The organism is Leclercia sp. LSNIH1, from assembly GCF_002902985.1.
Lineage (GTDB): Bacteria > Pseudomonadota > Gammaproteobacteria > Enterobacterales > Enterobacteriaceae > Enterobacter.
The window spans coordinates 1,740,762-1,754,697 of the sequence record NZ_CP026167.1; the positions used below are offsets into that span (position 1 = coordinate 1,740,762).

Genomic DNA, 13,936 nt, shown 5'->3' on the forward strand with positions numbered 1-13,936 from the left:
CATGGCAGATTACCAGGGTAAAAAAGTCGTTATCATCGGGTTAGGCTTAACCGGCCTCTCCTGCGTGGACTTTTTCCTCGCGCGGGGCGTGACGCCGCGTGTGATGGACACGCGTGTCTCTCCGCCTGGTCTGGATAAACTGCCGGAACAGGTTGAACGCCACCTTGGTGGTCTGAATGATGACTGGCTGCTGGCAGCCGATCTGATTGTGGCCAGCCCCGGTATGGCGCTGGCGCACCCTTCACTGAGCGCCGCGGCCGATGCGGGCGTTGAGATTGTCGGTGATATCGAGCTGTTCTGCCGTGAAGCGCAGGCGCCTGTTATCGCCATTACCGGCTCTAACGGAAAAAGCACCGTCACCACCCTGGTGGGTGAGATGGCGAAAGCGGCGGGCAAAAATGTCGGCGTTGGCGGCAACATTGGTTTGCCGGCGCTGATGCTGCTGGACAAAGGCTGCGAGCTGTACGTACTGGAACTCTCCAGCTTCCAGCTGGAGACCACCTCCAGCCTGCATGCAGCCGCGGCCACGATCCTGAACGTGACCGAAGATCATATGGACAGGTATCCGTTTGGTCTGCAGCAGTATCGCGCAGCCAAACTGCGTATTTACGAAAATGCGAAAGTCTGCGTCGTTAACGCCGATGATGCCCTGACCATGCCAGTACGCGGCGCTGATGACCGCTGCATCAGTTTTGGTATCACCATGGGTGATTATCATCTGAACCGGCAGTTGGGTGAAACCTGGCTGCGGGTGAAAGGTGAGAAAGTGCTGAACGTGAAGGAGATGAAGCTTTCCGGTCAGCATAACTACACCAATGCGCTGGCGGCGCTGGCGCTGGCGGATGCCGTCGGTCTTCCACGTTCCTCCAGCCTGCAGGCGTTAACCACCTTTACCGGACTGGCGCACCGTTTCCAGCTGGCGCTGGAGAATAACGGGGTACGCTGGATCAATGATTCCAAAGCCACCAACGTCGGCAGCACCGAAGCGGCGCTGAACGGCCTGCACGTCGACGGCACTCTGCATCTGCTGCTGGGTGGCGACGGTAAATCTGCCGATTTCACCTCCCTGAAGCAGTATCTCTCCGGCGATAACATCCGTCTCTACTGCTTTGGTCGTGACGGCAGGGAACTGGCTGAACTGCGTCCTGAGATTGCCGAGCAGACCGAAACCATGGAACAGGCAATGCGCCTGATTGCCCCTCGCGTGAAGCCGGGCGATATGGTGCTGCTCTCTCCGGCCTGCGCCAGCCTCGATCAGTTTAAGAATTTCGAACAGCGGGGCGATCTCTTTACCCGCCTGGCGAAGGAGTTAGGCTGATGCGTTTCTCTCTCCCTCGCCCAAAAATGCCGCGCCTGCCAGGATTTGGCATCCTGGTCTGGATCTCGTCGGCATTAAAAGGCTGGGTCATGGGCTCCCGGGATAAAGACTCCGATAGCCTGGTGATGTACGACCGCATGCTGCTCTGGCTCACGCTGGGGCTGGCGGCGATTGGTTTTATTATGGTGACCTCGGCATCGATGCCTGTCGGGCAACGACTGGCGAACGATCCTTTCCTGTTTGCCAAGCGTGATGGGCTCTACATCATCCTGGCGTTCTGTCTGGCAATGGTGACGTTACGCCTGCCGATGGCGTTCTGGCAGCGCCACAGTACCGCCATGCTCATCGCCTCGATCGTGATGCTGCTGATCGTGCTGGTGGTCGGGAGCTCGGTGAACGGGGCATCGCGCTGGATTGCTTTTGGCCCGCTGCGTATTCAGCCGGCGGAATTTACCAAGCTGTCGCTCTTCTGCTATCTCGCCAACTACCTGGTGCGTAAGGTGGATGAGGTGCGTAACAACCTGCGCGGCTTCTTAAAACCGATGGGCGTAATTCTGGTGCTGGCGGTACTGCTGCTGGCCCAGCCGGACCTCGGTACCGTGGTGGTACTGTTCGTCACCACGCTGGCGATGCTGTTCCTGGCGGGGGCGAAACTGTGGCAGTTCATCGCCATCATCGGGATGGGGATCTCCGCGGTCGTGCTGCTGATCCTCGCCGAGCCGTATCGTATCCGCCGCGTGACCTCTTTCTGGAACCCCTGGGAAGATCCGTTCGGCAGCGGTTATCAGCTGACACAGTCGCTGATGGCGTTTGGCCGCGGTGAAATGTGGGGCCAGGGGCTGGGGAACTCGGTCCAGAAACTGGAATATTTACCCGAAGCGCATACCGACTTCATCTTCTCCATTATTGGGGAAGAACTGGGTTATATCGGTGTGGTATTAGCGCTATTAATGGTATTCTTCGTCGCTTTCCGTGCGATGTCGATTGGCCGAAAAGCGCTGGTTATCGATCACCGTTTTTCAGGCTTTTTAGCCTGCTCAATCGGGATCTGGTTTAGCTTCCAGGCGCTGGTTAACGTAGGTGCCGCAGCAGGTATGCTGCCAACCAAAGGTCTGACGTTGCCGTTAATCAGTTACGGTGGTTCGAGTCTGTTGATCATGTCGACCGCCATTATGTTCTTGTTACGCATAGATTATGAAACGCGTCTGGAAAATGCCCAGGCGTTTACACGAGGTTCACGATGAATCAACCGAAGCGGTTAATGGTGATGGCGGGCGGTACTGGCGGGCATGTGTTCCCCGGGCTCGCGGTTGCGCACCATTTAATGGATCAGGGCTGGCAGGTACGCTGGCTGGGAACCGCCGACCGCATGGAGGCCGATCTGGTGCCGAAGCACGGGATTGAGATCGACTTTATTCGTATTTCTGGCCTGCGCGGCAAGGGGATCAAAGCGTTGCTGCTGGCGCCGGTGCGTATTTTCAACGCCTGGTGTCAGGCGCGGGCGATCATGAAGCGTTTTAAGCCGGACGTGGTGCTGGGGATGGGCGGTTATGTCTCCGGCCCAGGCGGACTGGCGGCGTGGTCGCTCGGTATTCCGGTTGTGCTTCACGAGCAGAACGGTATCGCGGGCCTCACCAATAAATGGCTGGCGAAAATTGCCAGCAAAGTGATGCAGGCTTTTCCAGGGGCATTCCCGAAAGCCGACGTGGTAGGCAACCCGGTGCGTGTTGACGTGCTGGCCCTGCCGTTGCCGCAGGAGCGACTCGTTGGCCGTGAAGGGCCGGTGCGGGTGCTGGTCGTGGGCGGCTCACAGGGCGCGCGCGTGCTGAACCAGACCCTGCCGCAGGTGGCGGCGAAGCTCGGCAGCGCGGTGACCATCTGGCATCAAAGCGGAAAAGGCGCGCAGCAAACGGTAGAGCAAGCTTATGCCGAAGCCGGACAGCCGCAGCATAAAGTGACCGAATTTATCGACGACATGGCGGCGGCGTATGCCTGGGCCGATGTCGTGGTCTGCCGCTCCGGCGCGCTGACGGTGAGCGAGATCGCCGCCGCTGGCTTGCCGGCGCTGTTTGTGCCGTTCCAGCACAAAGACCGTCAGCAGTACTGGAATGCGCTGCCGCTTGAAAAAGCCGGTGCCGCGAAAATTTTTGAACAGCCGCAGTTTACCGCCGACGCGGTCGCCACCACCCTGGCGGGCTGGGACCGGGAGACATTGCTGGCGATGGCGCAGCACGCACGTGCCGCCGCGATCCCGGATGCAACGGAGCGGGTGGCGAAAGAAGTGAGCCTGGCAGCCCAGGCGTAACCCTCGCAGCGCGTGTTGCGCTGCACGATTTTTTTGAAGTAGTCGATGGCGTTTAGAGAATGAATACACAACAACTGGCGAAACTGCGTTCAATCGTGCCCGAGATGCGTCGCGTCCGGCACATTCACTTTGTTGGCATCGGCGGCGCCGGTATGGGCGGTATTGCCGAGGTGCTGGCGAATGAAGGCTACCAGATCAGCGGGTCCGATCTGGCGCCGAACCCTGTTACGCAACAGTTGGCGTCGCTGGGTGCGACCATCTATTTTAATCACCGTCCGGAAAATGTGCTGGATGCGAGCGTGGTCGTGGTCTCCAGCGCCATTCCCGCCGATAACCCGGAAATCGTTGCCGCACATGAAGCGCGTATCCCGGTGATCCGCCGCGCGGAGATGCTGGCCGAGCTGATGCGTTTTCGTCACGGTATTGCCATTGCCGGTACGCACGGTAAAACCACCACCACGGCGATGGTCTCCAGTATTTATGCCGAAGCGGGTCTCGATCCGACCTTCGTGAACGGCGGCCTGGTCAAAGCGGCGGGCGTGCATGCTCGCCTGGGGCACAGCCGTTATCTCATCGCGGAAGCGGATGAGAGTGACGCCTCGTTCCTGCATTTGCAGCCGATGGTGGCGATTGTGACCAACATCGAAGCCGACCATATGGATACCTACCAGGGCGACTTCGAAAATTTAAAGCAAACCTTTATAAACTTTTTGCACAACCTGCCGTTTTATGGACGTGCGGTCATGTGCGTTGACGATCCGGTGATCCGCGAGCTGCTGCCGCGTGTCGGACGTCAGATCACCACATACGGTTTCAGCGAAGATGCTGATGTCCGCATAGAGAGCTTCAAACAGATTGGTGCGCAGGGTCATTTCACCCTGGCACGTCAGGATAAAGAGCTGCTGCATGTGACGCTTAACGCGCCAGGACGTCATAACGCCCTTAACGCTGCGGCAGCCGTTGCGGTCGCCACAGAGGAAGGCATTGACGACGAGGCGATTCTGCGGGCCCTGGAAAGCTTCCAGGGAACCGGGCGCCGTTTTGATTTCCTCGGCGAGTTTCCGCTGGAGGGGGTTAACGGCAAAAGCGGCACCGCGATGCTGGTGGATGACTACGGACACCACCCGACAGAAGTGGATGCCACGATCAAAGCGGCGCGCGCGGGCTGGCCGGACAAAAATCTGGTTATGCTGTTCCAGCCACACCGTTACACCCGTACCCGTGACCTGTACGATGATTTCGCGAATGTGCTCTCGCAGGTTGATACGTTGCTGATGCTCGAAGTGTACTCAGCGGGTGAGGCGGCCATTCCGGGTGCCGACAGCCGTTCGCTGTGCCGTACCATTCGTGGGCGCGGCAAGGTCGACCCGATTCTGGTCTCCGATCATGCACAGGCGGCAGCCATGCTTGCCCCAGTGTTGACCGGCAATGATTTGATTCTGGTGCAGGGGGCAGGAAATATCGGCAAAATCGCCCGTACACTGGCCGAAATCAAACTTAAGCCGCAAATTTCGGAGGAAGAGCATCATGGCTGATAAGATTGCGGTCCTCGCTGGCGGCACCTCGGCTGAGCGCGAGGTCTCCCTGAACTCTGGCGCCGCGGTGTTGGCCGGGTTGCGGGAAGGCGACGTTGATGCGCACCTGGTCGATCCGAAAGAGATCGACGTGACGCGCCTGAAAGAGATGGGTTTTGACAAAGTGTTTATCGCGCTGCACGGTCGCGGCGGTGAAGACGGCACGTTGCAGGGCTTGCTGGATATCATTGGCCTGCCTTATACCGGCAGCGGCGTGATGGCGTCGGCCATCTCTATGGACAAACTGCGCAGCAAGCTGCTCTGGCAGGGCGCCGGGTTACCGGTTGCGCCTTGGGTGGCACTGACACGCCGTGAATTTGAGCAGGGCCTTGACGCCAGCGTCACTGAACGTATTGCAGCGCTGGGATTGCCAGTGATTGTGAAACCCAGCCGTGAAGGCTCAAGCGTAGGAATGTCTAAAGTAGACGAAGCAGGCGATATATCATCTGCATTAGCGCTGGCATTTCAACATGATGAAGAAGTTCTGGTTGAAAAATGGCTAAGCGGACCGGAATTTACCGTTGCGATGCTCGGGGAAGAAATTTTACCGTCAATTCGTATCCAACCTGCCGGAACCTTCTATGATTATGAGGCGAAGTATCTCTCTGATGAGACGCAATATTTCTGCCCAAGTGGTCTGGATGCCGGGCGTGAAGCATTATTAAGCGCTCTGGTGCTAAAAGCCTGGCATGTTCTTGGCTGCCGTGGTTGGGGAAGAATCGACGTCATGCAGGATAGCGACGGGCAATTTTATCTGCTGGAAGCCAATACCTCACCGGGTATGACCAGCCACAGTCTGGTGCCGATGGCGGCTCGCCAGGCGGGAATGAGCTTCTCGCAGCTGGTGGTCCGCATTCTGGATCAGGCGGGCTGATATGTCTCAGGCTGCGCTGAACACGCGAAACCGCGACGAGGAAGAAGAATATACTTCCCGGCGGAGTAATGGAACGCGTCTTGCAGGGATTACCTTCCTGCTCGCCGTGCTGTGTACTGTGTTTGTTAGCGGCTGGATGGTGCTCGGCTGGATGGAAGATGCACAACGTCTGCCTCTGTCGAAACTGGTGGTAACGGGTGACCGTCACTACACGCGTAATGATGATATCCGTCAGTCGATCCTGGCATTGGGATCGCCTGGCACCTTCATGACGCAGGATGTGAACATTATTCAGAGTCAGATTGAGCGCCTGCCGTGGATTAAACAGGCAAGCGTCAGAAAGCAATGGCCTGATGAATTGAAGATTCATCTGGTTGAATATGTACCCATTGCGCGTTGGAATGATCAGCATATGGTTGACGTAGAGGGAGTTTCTTTCAGCGTCCCGGCCGATCGTGTCAGCAAGCAAAATTTACCTATGTTATATGGGCCGGAAGGCAGCGAAAACGAAGTGCTGGAAGGTTTTCGTAGCATGGGGAAGGTGCTGGCTAAGGATCGTTTTACCCTGAAACAGGCTGCAATGACGGCGCGTCGTTCCTGGCAGTTGACGCTGACGAACGATATTAAGCTGAACCTGGGGCGGGGTGACACGATGAAGCGTCTGGAACGTTTTGTAGAACTCTATCCCGTTCTGCAGCAGCAGGCGCAGGCTGAAGGCAAAAGGATTAGCTACGTTGATTTGCGCTATGACTCAGGCGCATCGGTCGGGTGGACCCCGGCCCCGGTTGAGGAACCTAATCAGCAACAGAATCAGGCTCAGGTACAGGCAGAATAACAATGATCAAGGCGACGGACAGAAAACTGGTAGTAGGACTGGAGATTGGCACTGCGAAGGTTGCTGCTTTAGTAGGGGAAGTTCTGCCCGACGGTATGGTCAATATCATTGGTGTGGGTAGCTGCCCCTCCCGTGGTATGGATAAAGGTGGGGTAAACGACCTCGAGTCGGTGGTGAAATGCGTACAGCGCGCCATCGATCAGGCCGAACTGATGGCAGATTGCCAGATTTCCTCCGTGTATCTGGCACTCTCTGGCAAACATATCAGCTGCCAGAACGAGATCGGTATGGTGCCGATCTCAGAAGAAGAAGTCTCGCAGGAAGACGTCGAGAACGTAGTGCATACTGCGAAGTCGGTGCGTGTCCGCGATGAACATCGCGTACTGCATGTGATCCCGCAGGAATACGCCATCGATTATCAGGAAGGCATTAAAAATCCGGTGGGGCTTTCAGGCGTGCGTATGCAGGCAAAAGTGCACTTGATCACATGTCACAACGATATGGCGAAGAACATTGTTAAAGCCGTGGAACGTTGTGGCCTGAAAGTTGACCAACTTATTTTCGCCGGTCTGGCGGCAAGTTATTCGGTGCTGACTGAAGACGAACGTGAGCTGGGCGTCTGTGTCGTCGATATCGGCGGTGGTACTATGGACATGGCCGTCTACACCGGCGGAGCGCTGCGCCACACCAAAGTTATCCCTTATGCAGGGAATGTGGTCACCAGCGATATCGCGTATGCCTTTGGTACGCCACCGAGCGATGCTGAGGCGATTAAAGTGCGCCACGGGTGTGCGCTGGGCTCTATCGTTGGTAAAGATGAGAGCGTCGAAGTGCCGAGCGTCGGTGGTCGTCCGCCGCGCAGCCTGCAGCGCCAGACGTTGGCCGAGGTCATTGAGCCGCGTTATACCGAGCTGCTCAACCTCGTGAACGAAGAGATTTTGCAATTACAGGAACAGCTTCGCCAGCAGGGGGTTAAACATCATCTTGCGGCGGGGATTGTATTAACCGGCGGCGCGGCGCAAATTGAAGGTCTTGCGGCTTGCGCTCAGCGCGTGTTCCATACGCAGGTGCGCATTGGGGCACCGCTGAACATCACCGGTCTGACGGATTATGCTCAGGAGCCGTATTACTCAACGGCAGTGGGCTTGCTTCATTACGGGAAGGAAACCCATCTTAGTGGCGAAGCAGAAGTAGAAAAACGCACGTCGGTGGGTTCGTGGTTTAAACGAATCAACACCTGGCTGCGAAAAGAGTTTTAATTTTTGTAAGAGACCGGAGAGAATTAACGGTTTCAGGCGACAGGCACAAAACGGAGAGAAACTATGTTTGAACCTATGGAACTGACCAACGACGCGGTGATTAAAGTCATCGGCGTCGGTGGCGGCGGCGGTAATGCTGTAGAGCACATGGTGCGCGAGCGCATCGAAGGCGTTGAATTCTTCGCGGTGAACACCGATGCGCAGGCACTGCGTAAGACGGCTGTTGGCCAGACAATTCAGATCGGCGGCGGCATCACCAAAGGGCTGGGCGCTGGGGCAAACCCGGAAGTCGGCCGTAACGCTGCAGAAGAAGATCGTGAAGCACTGCGTGCGGCACTTGATGGTGCAGACATGGTGTTTATTGCCGCAGGCATGGGCGGTGGTACCGGAACCGGTGCTGCGCCAGTTGTTGCTGAAGTGGCTAAAGATTTAGGTATCCTGACTGTTGCCGTTGTGACCAAGCCTTTCAACTTTGAAGGCAAGAAGCGTATGGCGTTTGCAGAGCAGGGTATCACCGAGCTGTCCAAGCATGTGGACTCGCTGATCACTATTCCAAACGACAAACTGCTGAAAGTGCTGGGTCGTGGCATCTCTCTGCTGGACGCTTTTGGCGCGGCGAACGATGTTCTGAAAGGCGCAGTCCAGGGTATCGCCGAGCTGATCACCCGTCCAGGCCTGATGAACGTCGACTTTGCTGACGTGCGCACCGTGATGTCCGAAATGGGCTACGCGATGATGGGTTCCGGCGTGGCGAAAGGTGAAGACCGTGCAGAAGAAGCCGCTGAAATGGCGATCTCTTCTCCGCTGCTGGAAGATATCGATCTGTCTGGCGCGCGCGGCGTGCTGGTTAACATCACTGCGGGCTTCGACCTGCGTCTGGATGAGTTCGAAACCGTGGGTAACACCATTCGTGCGTTCGCCTCTGATAACGCAACCGTGGTAATCGGTACTTCCCTTGATCCGGAAATGAACGATGAGCTGCGCGTAACGGTTGTTGCGACCGGTATCGGTATGGACAAACGTCCTGAGATCACCCTGGTGACCAACAAAACTGCACAGCAGCCGGTGATGGATCGCTACCAGCCGCACGGCATGGCACCATTGACCCAGGAGCAGAAACCCGCAGCTAAGGTGGTGAATGACAATACGCCACAAACGCAGAAAGAGCCGGATTATCTGGACATTCCAGCATTCCTGCGTAAACAAGCTGATTAAGAATTAGCTGGAATTAGGGAATTTACGCTCTTTGTGCTAAACTGGCCGCCCGATAGTGATGTACACTCTCGGTTGGATAAGTAACTTGGCGAGATTATACGATGATCAAACAAAGGACATTAAAACGTATCGTTCAGGCGACAGGTGTCGGTTTACATACCGGCAAGAAAGTCACCCTGACGTTGCGCCCTGCGCCGGCCAATACCGGGGTCATCTATCGTCGCACCGACTTGAATCCACCGGTAGATTTCCCGGCTGATGCCAAATCTGTGCGTGATACCATGCTCTGTACTTGCCTGGTGAATGAGCATGACGTGCGGATCTCTACCGTAGAGCACCTGAATGCCGCCCTGGCGGGTCTGGGTATCGACAACATTATTGTTGAAGTCGATGCGCCGGAAATCCCGATTATGGATGGCAGTGCTGCACCGTTCGTCTACCTGTTGTTGGACGCCGGCATCGAAGAACTGAACAGTGCGAAGAAATTCGTACGTATCAAAGAGACCGTTCGTGTCCAGGATGGCGACAAATGGGCTGAATTCAAGCCGTTTAATGGTTTTTCGTTGGATTTCACCATCGACTTCAACCATCCGGCGATTGATTCCAGCACCCAGCGCTATGCGATGAACTTCTCTGCTGATGCGTTTATGCGTCAGATCAGTCGAGCGCGTACGTTTGGTTTCATGCGTGATATCGAATATCTGCAGTCCCGCGGCCTGTGCCTGGGCGGCAGCTTCGATTGTGCCATCGTTGTTGACGATTATCGCGTACTGAACGAAGACGGCCTGCGTTTTGAAGACGAATTCGTTCGTCACAAAATGCTGGATGCGATCGGCGACCTGTTCATGTGTGGTCACAACATCATTGGTGCGTTTACCGCGTATAAATCCGGTCACGCACTGAACAACAAATTGTTGCAGGCTGTTCTGGCAAAACAGGAAGCCTGGGAATATGTGACCTTCGAAGACGAAGCTGAACTGCCTCTGGCATTCAAAGCACCGAGCACGGTTCTGGCGTAACGGTAAATTCCGTTATGTAAATTCGACTGGTTGACCTGGCACTCTCTCCGGCCAGGAAGACCAGTCGTTTTTGTTTTTATCTTCCCCGTATTGCTGTAGTCAATGGCTCGTTTGCTGATTTCATCACCATTTTTAACCTCCTCTGTGGCGCATTACTGCTGCTGCAACCCGGCTTTAGTGTTACTATCTGGGCGCGAAAATATAAAAATCATACGGTGAGCCTGAAGGTTCACTTACTTGTGGTGGGGCAATTGAGCGGAATTCTGACGCGCTGGCGACAATTTGGCAGACGTTACTTCTGGCCGCATCTCCTTCTGGGGATGGTCGCGGCGAGTCTTGGCCTGCCCGCGCTCAGCAGTAACACCGAAACCGCAAATCCGGCAAAGACCACCACCACCCGCCACGATCTGAGCACGCGGGTCAATTTCACGAATCTCGCCCTGCTGGAAGCGAACCGCCGACCCAATTTCACGGTGGATTACTGGCATCAGCATGCGATTCGTACCGTCATCCGGCATCTCTCCTTTGCCATGGCGCCGCAGGCGTTACCTGTTGTCGAAGAGCCTTTACCGGTACAGGCGCACCATCTGGCGCTGCTCGATACACTCACCACGCTGCTTACGCAGCAAAGCAAGCCGCCGGTTATTGTCCGTCAGGTCGCGCTTGCCACACTTTATCCACAAACCGCTTTCTCTGTGTCCGCCTGGATTAGCCAGGTGCAGGGCATCCGCGCCGGACCTCAACGCCTCAGCTAAATTAACCGTTGTTCAATACCTTAATTTAACTGCCCATCATGGGGCGTTTGAGAATTTATTATGTTAATCAAATTACTAACAAAAGTTTTCGGTAGTCGTAACGATCGTACCCTGCGCCGCATGCGCAAAGCCGTCAGCGTCATCAACAGCCTTGAGCCGGCGATGGAAAAACTCTCTGATGAAGAGCTGAAAGCCAAAACCGCTGAATTCCGTGCCCGCCTTGAAAAAGGTGAAACCGTTGAAAGCCTGATCCCGGAAGCGTTCGCCGTGGTGCGTGAAGCGAGTAAGCGCGTGTTTGGCATGCGTCATTTCGACGTGCAGCTGCTGGGCGGGATGGTGCTGAACGACCGCTGCATCGCTGAGATGCGTACCGGTGAAGGTAAAACCCTGACCGCAACCCTGCCTGCCTATCTTAACGCCCTGTCGGGTAAAGGTGTGCACGTGGTTACCGTCAACGACTATCTGGCGCAGCGTGATGCCGAAAACAACCGTCCACTGTTCGAATTCCTCGGTATGACCGTCGGGATCAACATGTCTGGTTTGCCGGCCCCTGCGAAACGCGAAGCCTATAACGCCGACATCACCTACGGGACCAACAACGAATACGGCTTTGACTACCTGCGTGACAACATGGCCTTCAGCCCGGAAGAGCGCGTACAGCGTAAGCTGCACTATGCGCTGGTGGATGAGGTGGACTCCATTCTGATCGACGAAGCGCGTACGCCGCTGATCATCTCTGGTCCGGCTGAAGACAGCTCCGAGATGTATCGCAAAGTCGATAAAATCATTCCGCACCTGATCCGTCAGGAAAAAGAGGACTCCGACACCTTCCAGGGTGAAGGTCACTTCTCCGTTGATGAAAAAGCCCGCCAGGTGAACCTGACCGAGCGCGGTCTGGTGCAGATCGAAGAGCTGCTGGTTGCCCAGGGCATTATGGAAGAGGGCGAGTCACTCTATTCCCCAGGCAATATCATGCTGATGCACCACGTCACTGCCGCCCTGCGCGCCCACGTGTTGTTTACCCGTGACGTGGACTACATCGTTAAGGATGGCGAAGTTATTATCGTCGACGAACATACCGGCCGTACCATGCAGGGTCGTCGCTGGTCCGACGGTCTGCATCAGGCCGTTGAAGCCAAAGAAAATGTCGATATCCAGAACGAGAACCAGACGCTGGCATCCATTACCTTCCAGAACTACTTCCGTCTGTACGAGAAGCTGGCAGGGATGACCGGTACGGCGGATACCGAAGCCTTCGAATTCAGCTCCATCTATAAGCTGGATACCGTCGTCGTTCCAACCAACCGTCCAATGATCCGTAAGGATATGCCGGACCTGGTCTACATGACCGAAGCGGAAAAAATTCAGGCCATCATCGAAGATATTCGCGACCGTACCGCCGCAGGCCAGCCGGTTCTGGTGGGGACTATCTCCATCGAAAAATCGGAAGTGGTCTCCAATGAGCTGACCAAAGCCGGGATCAAACACAACGTCCTGAACGCCAAGTTCCACGCTAAAGAGGCCGATATCGTTGCCCAGGCGGGCTATCCGGCAGCCGTGACCATCGCCACCAACATGGCGGGTCGTGGTACCGACATCATGCTGGGCGGTAGCTGGCAGGCTGAAGTGGCTGCGCTGGAAAACCCAACCCCGGAACAGATCGCGCAGATCAAAGCCGACTGGCAGGTTCGTCACGATGCGGTTCTGGCTGCGGGCGGTCTGCACATCATCGGTACGGAACGTCACGAATCCCGTCGTATTGACAACCAGCTGCGTGGCCGTGCGGGTCGTCAGGGTGATGCCGGTTCTTCACGCTTCTATCTGTCGATGGAAGATGCGTTGATGCGTATTTTCGCCTCTGACCGTGTGTCGGGCATGATGCGTAAACTGGGTATGAAACCGGGCGAAGCGATTGAACACCCGTGGGTGACCAAAGCCATCGCCAACGCCCAGCGTAAAGTGGAAAGCCGTAACTTCGATATTCGTAAGCAGCTGCTTGAGTATGATGATGTGGCCAACGACCAGCGTCGCGCTATCTACACCCAGCGTAACGAACTGCTGGACGTTTCCGACGTGAGCGAAACCATTAACAGCATTCGCGAAGATGTCTTCAAAGCGACTATCGATAACCATATTCCACCGCAATCTCTGGAAGAGATGTGGGATGTTGAAGGTCTGCAGGCGCGTCTGAAAAACGACTTCGACCTGGATCTGCCGATTCAGGAGTGGCTGGATAAAGAGCCGGAGCTGCATGAAGAGACCCTGCGCGAGCGTATTTTCGCTAACGCCCTTGAGGTCTATAAGCGTAAGGAAGAGGTGGTTGGCGCTGAGATGATGCGTCATTTCGAAAAAGGCGTGATGCTGCAAACCCTGGACTCCCTGTGGAAAGAGCACCTGGCAGCGATGGACTATCTGCGTCAGGGTATTCACCTGCGTGGCTATGCGCAAAAAGATCCGAAGCAGGAGTACAAGCGTGAATCCTTTGCGATGTTTGCCTCTATGCTTGAATCACTGAAGTACGAAGTGATCAGCACCCTGAGCAAAGTCCAGGTGCGCATGCCGGAAGAAGTGGAAGAGATGGAACAGCAGCGTCGTGAAGAAGCGGAGCGTCTGGCTCAGATGCAGCAGCTTAGCCATCAGGACGACGAAGAAGCCGCCGCCGCCGCAATTGCCGCGCAGTCCGGTGATCGTAAGGTCGGTCGTAACGATCCGTGCCCGTGCGGTTCCGGTAAAAAATACAAACAGTGCCATGGCCGTCTGAGCTAAGCCTGTAAAACACGTA

At 55.9% G+C, this 13,936-nt stretch carries 11 protein-coding genes; all 11 read left to right on the forward strand.

Annotated features, from left to right (window positions below; genetic code table 11):
- Position 1 precedes the first annotated feature (1 nt).
- The 11 genes from murD (at position 2) to secA (ending at position 13,920) form a co-directional block, all read left to right on the forward strand.
- Positions 2–1,318, forward strand: a complete 1,317-nt coding sequence (murD, locus tag C2U54_RS08710; protein ID WP_103178269.1) for a UDP-N-acetylmuramoyl-L-alanine--D-glutamate ligase — start codon at positions 2–4, stop codon at positions 1,316–1,318.
- Positions 1,318–2,562: a cell division protein FtsW gene (gene ftsW / locus C2U54_RS08715; protein WP_039030375.1), complete on the forward strand. Its 1,245-nt coding sequence runs from the start codon at positions 1,318–1,320 to the stop codon at positions 2,560–2,562. The genes murD and ftsW overlap by 1 nt, the downstream gene beginning before the upstream one ends.
- A complete protein-coding gene (murG, locus tag C2U54_RS08720) occupies positions 2,559–3,623 on the forward strand; it encodes an undecaprenyldiphospho-muramoylpentapeptide beta-N-acetylglucosaminyltransferase (protein WP_103178270.1) in 1,065 nt (354 codons plus the stop codon). The genes ftsW and murG overlap by 4 nt, the downstream gene beginning before the upstream one ends.
- Before the next feature lie 59 nt (positions 3,624–3,682).
- Positions 3,683–5,158 carry a UDP-N-acetylmuramate--L-alanine ligase gene (murC, locus tag C2U54_RS08725; RefSeq protein WP_103178271.1) on the forward strand — a complete coding sequence of 492 codons (1,476 nt, stop codon included), beginning with the start codon at positions 3,683–3,685 and terminating at the stop codon, positions 5,156–5,158.
- Positions 5,151–6,071 carry a D-alanine--D-alanine ligase gene (locus C2U54_RS08730; RefSeq protein ID WP_103178272.1) on the forward strand — a complete coding sequence of 307 codons (921 nt, stop codon included), beginning with the start codon at positions 5,151–5,153 and terminating at the stop codon, positions 6,069–6,071. The genes murC and C2U54_RS08730 overlap by 8 nt, the downstream gene beginning before the upstream one ends.
- A gap of 1 nt (position 6,072) precedes the next feature.
- Complete coding sequence (gene ftsQ, locus C2U54_RS08735) at positions 6,073–6,906, forward strand: cell division protein FtsQ (RefSeq protein WP_103178273.1); 834 nt, start codon at positions 6,073–6,075, stop codon at positions 6,904–6,906.
- 2 nt (positions 6,907–6,908) lie between these two features.
- Positions 6,909–8,165, forward strand: a complete 1,257-nt coding sequence (ftsA, locus tag C2U54_RS08740) for a cell division protein FtsA (RefSeq protein ID WP_103178274.1) — start codon at positions 6,909–6,911, stop codon at positions 8,163–8,165.
- A 63-nt stretch (positions 8,166–8,228) separates the two neighbouring features.
- Positions 8,229–9,380, forward strand: a complete 1,152-nt coding sequence (gene ftsZ, locus C2U54_RS08745; RefSeq protein ID WP_103178275.1) for a cell division protein FtsZ — start codon at positions 8,229–8,231, stop codon at positions 9,378–9,380.
- A 101-nt stretch (positions 9,381–9,481) separates the two neighbouring features.
- Positions 9,482–10,399, forward strand: a complete 918-nt coding sequence (gene lpxC, locus C2U54_RS08750; protein WP_103178276.1) for a UDP-3-O-acyl-N-acetylglucosamine deacetylase — start codon at positions 9,482–9,484, stop codon at positions 10,397–10,399.
- 251 nt (positions 10,400–10,650) lie between these two features.
- Positions 10,651–11,154: a secA translation cis-regulator SecM gene (gene secM, locus C2U54_RS08755; protein WP_139156317.1), complete on the forward strand. Its 504-nt coding sequence runs from the start codon at positions 10,651–10,653 to the stop codon at positions 11,152–11,154.
- Positions 11,155–11,214: 60 nt separating this feature from the next.
- Positions 11,215–13,920 carry a preprotein translocase subunit SecA gene (gene secA / locus C2U54_RS08760; protein ID WP_103178277.1) on the forward strand — a complete coding sequence of 902 codons (2,706 nt, stop codon included), beginning with the start codon at positions 11,215–11,217 and terminating at the stop codon, positions 13,918–13,920.
- Positions 13,921–13,936 lie beyond the last annotated feature (16 nt).

Coding starts and splice junctions, on each gene's coding strand:
- murD (WP_103178269.1), top strand. CDS start 2: ATGGCAGATTACCAGGGTAAAAAAGTCGTTATCATCGGGTTAGGCTTA.
- ftsW (WP_039030375.1), top strand. CDS start 1,318: ATGCGTTTCTCTCTCCCTCGCCCAAAAATGCCGCGCCTGCCAGGATTT.
- murG (WP_103178270.1), top strand. CDS start 2,559: ATGAATCAACCGAAGCGGTTAATGGTGATGGCGGGCGGTACTGGCGGG.
- murC (WP_103178271.1), top strand. CDS start 3,683: ATGAATACACAACAACTGGCGAAACTGCGTTCAATCGTGCCCGAGATG.
- C2U54_RS08730 (WP_103178272.1), top strand. CDS start 5,151: ATGGCTGATAAGATTGCGGTCCTCGCTGGCGGCACCTCGGCTGAGCGC.
- ftsQ (WP_103178273.1), top strand. CDS start 6,073: ATGTCTCAGGCTGCGCTGAACACGCGAAACCGCGACGAGGAAGAAGAA.
- ftsA (WP_103178274.1), top strand. CDS start 6,909: ATGATCAAGGCGACGGACAGAAAACTGGTAGTAGGACTGGAGATTGGC.
- ftsZ (WP_103178275.1), top strand. CDS start 8,229: ATGTTTGAACCTATGGAACTGACCAACGACGCGGTGATTAAAGTCATC.
- lpxC (WP_103178276.1), top strand. CDS start 9,482: ATGATCAAACAAAGGACATTAAAACGTATCGTTCAGGCGACAGGTGTC.
- secA (WP_103178277.1), top strand. CDS start 11,215: ATGTTAATCAAATTACTAACAAAAGTTTTCGGTAGTCGTAACGATCGT.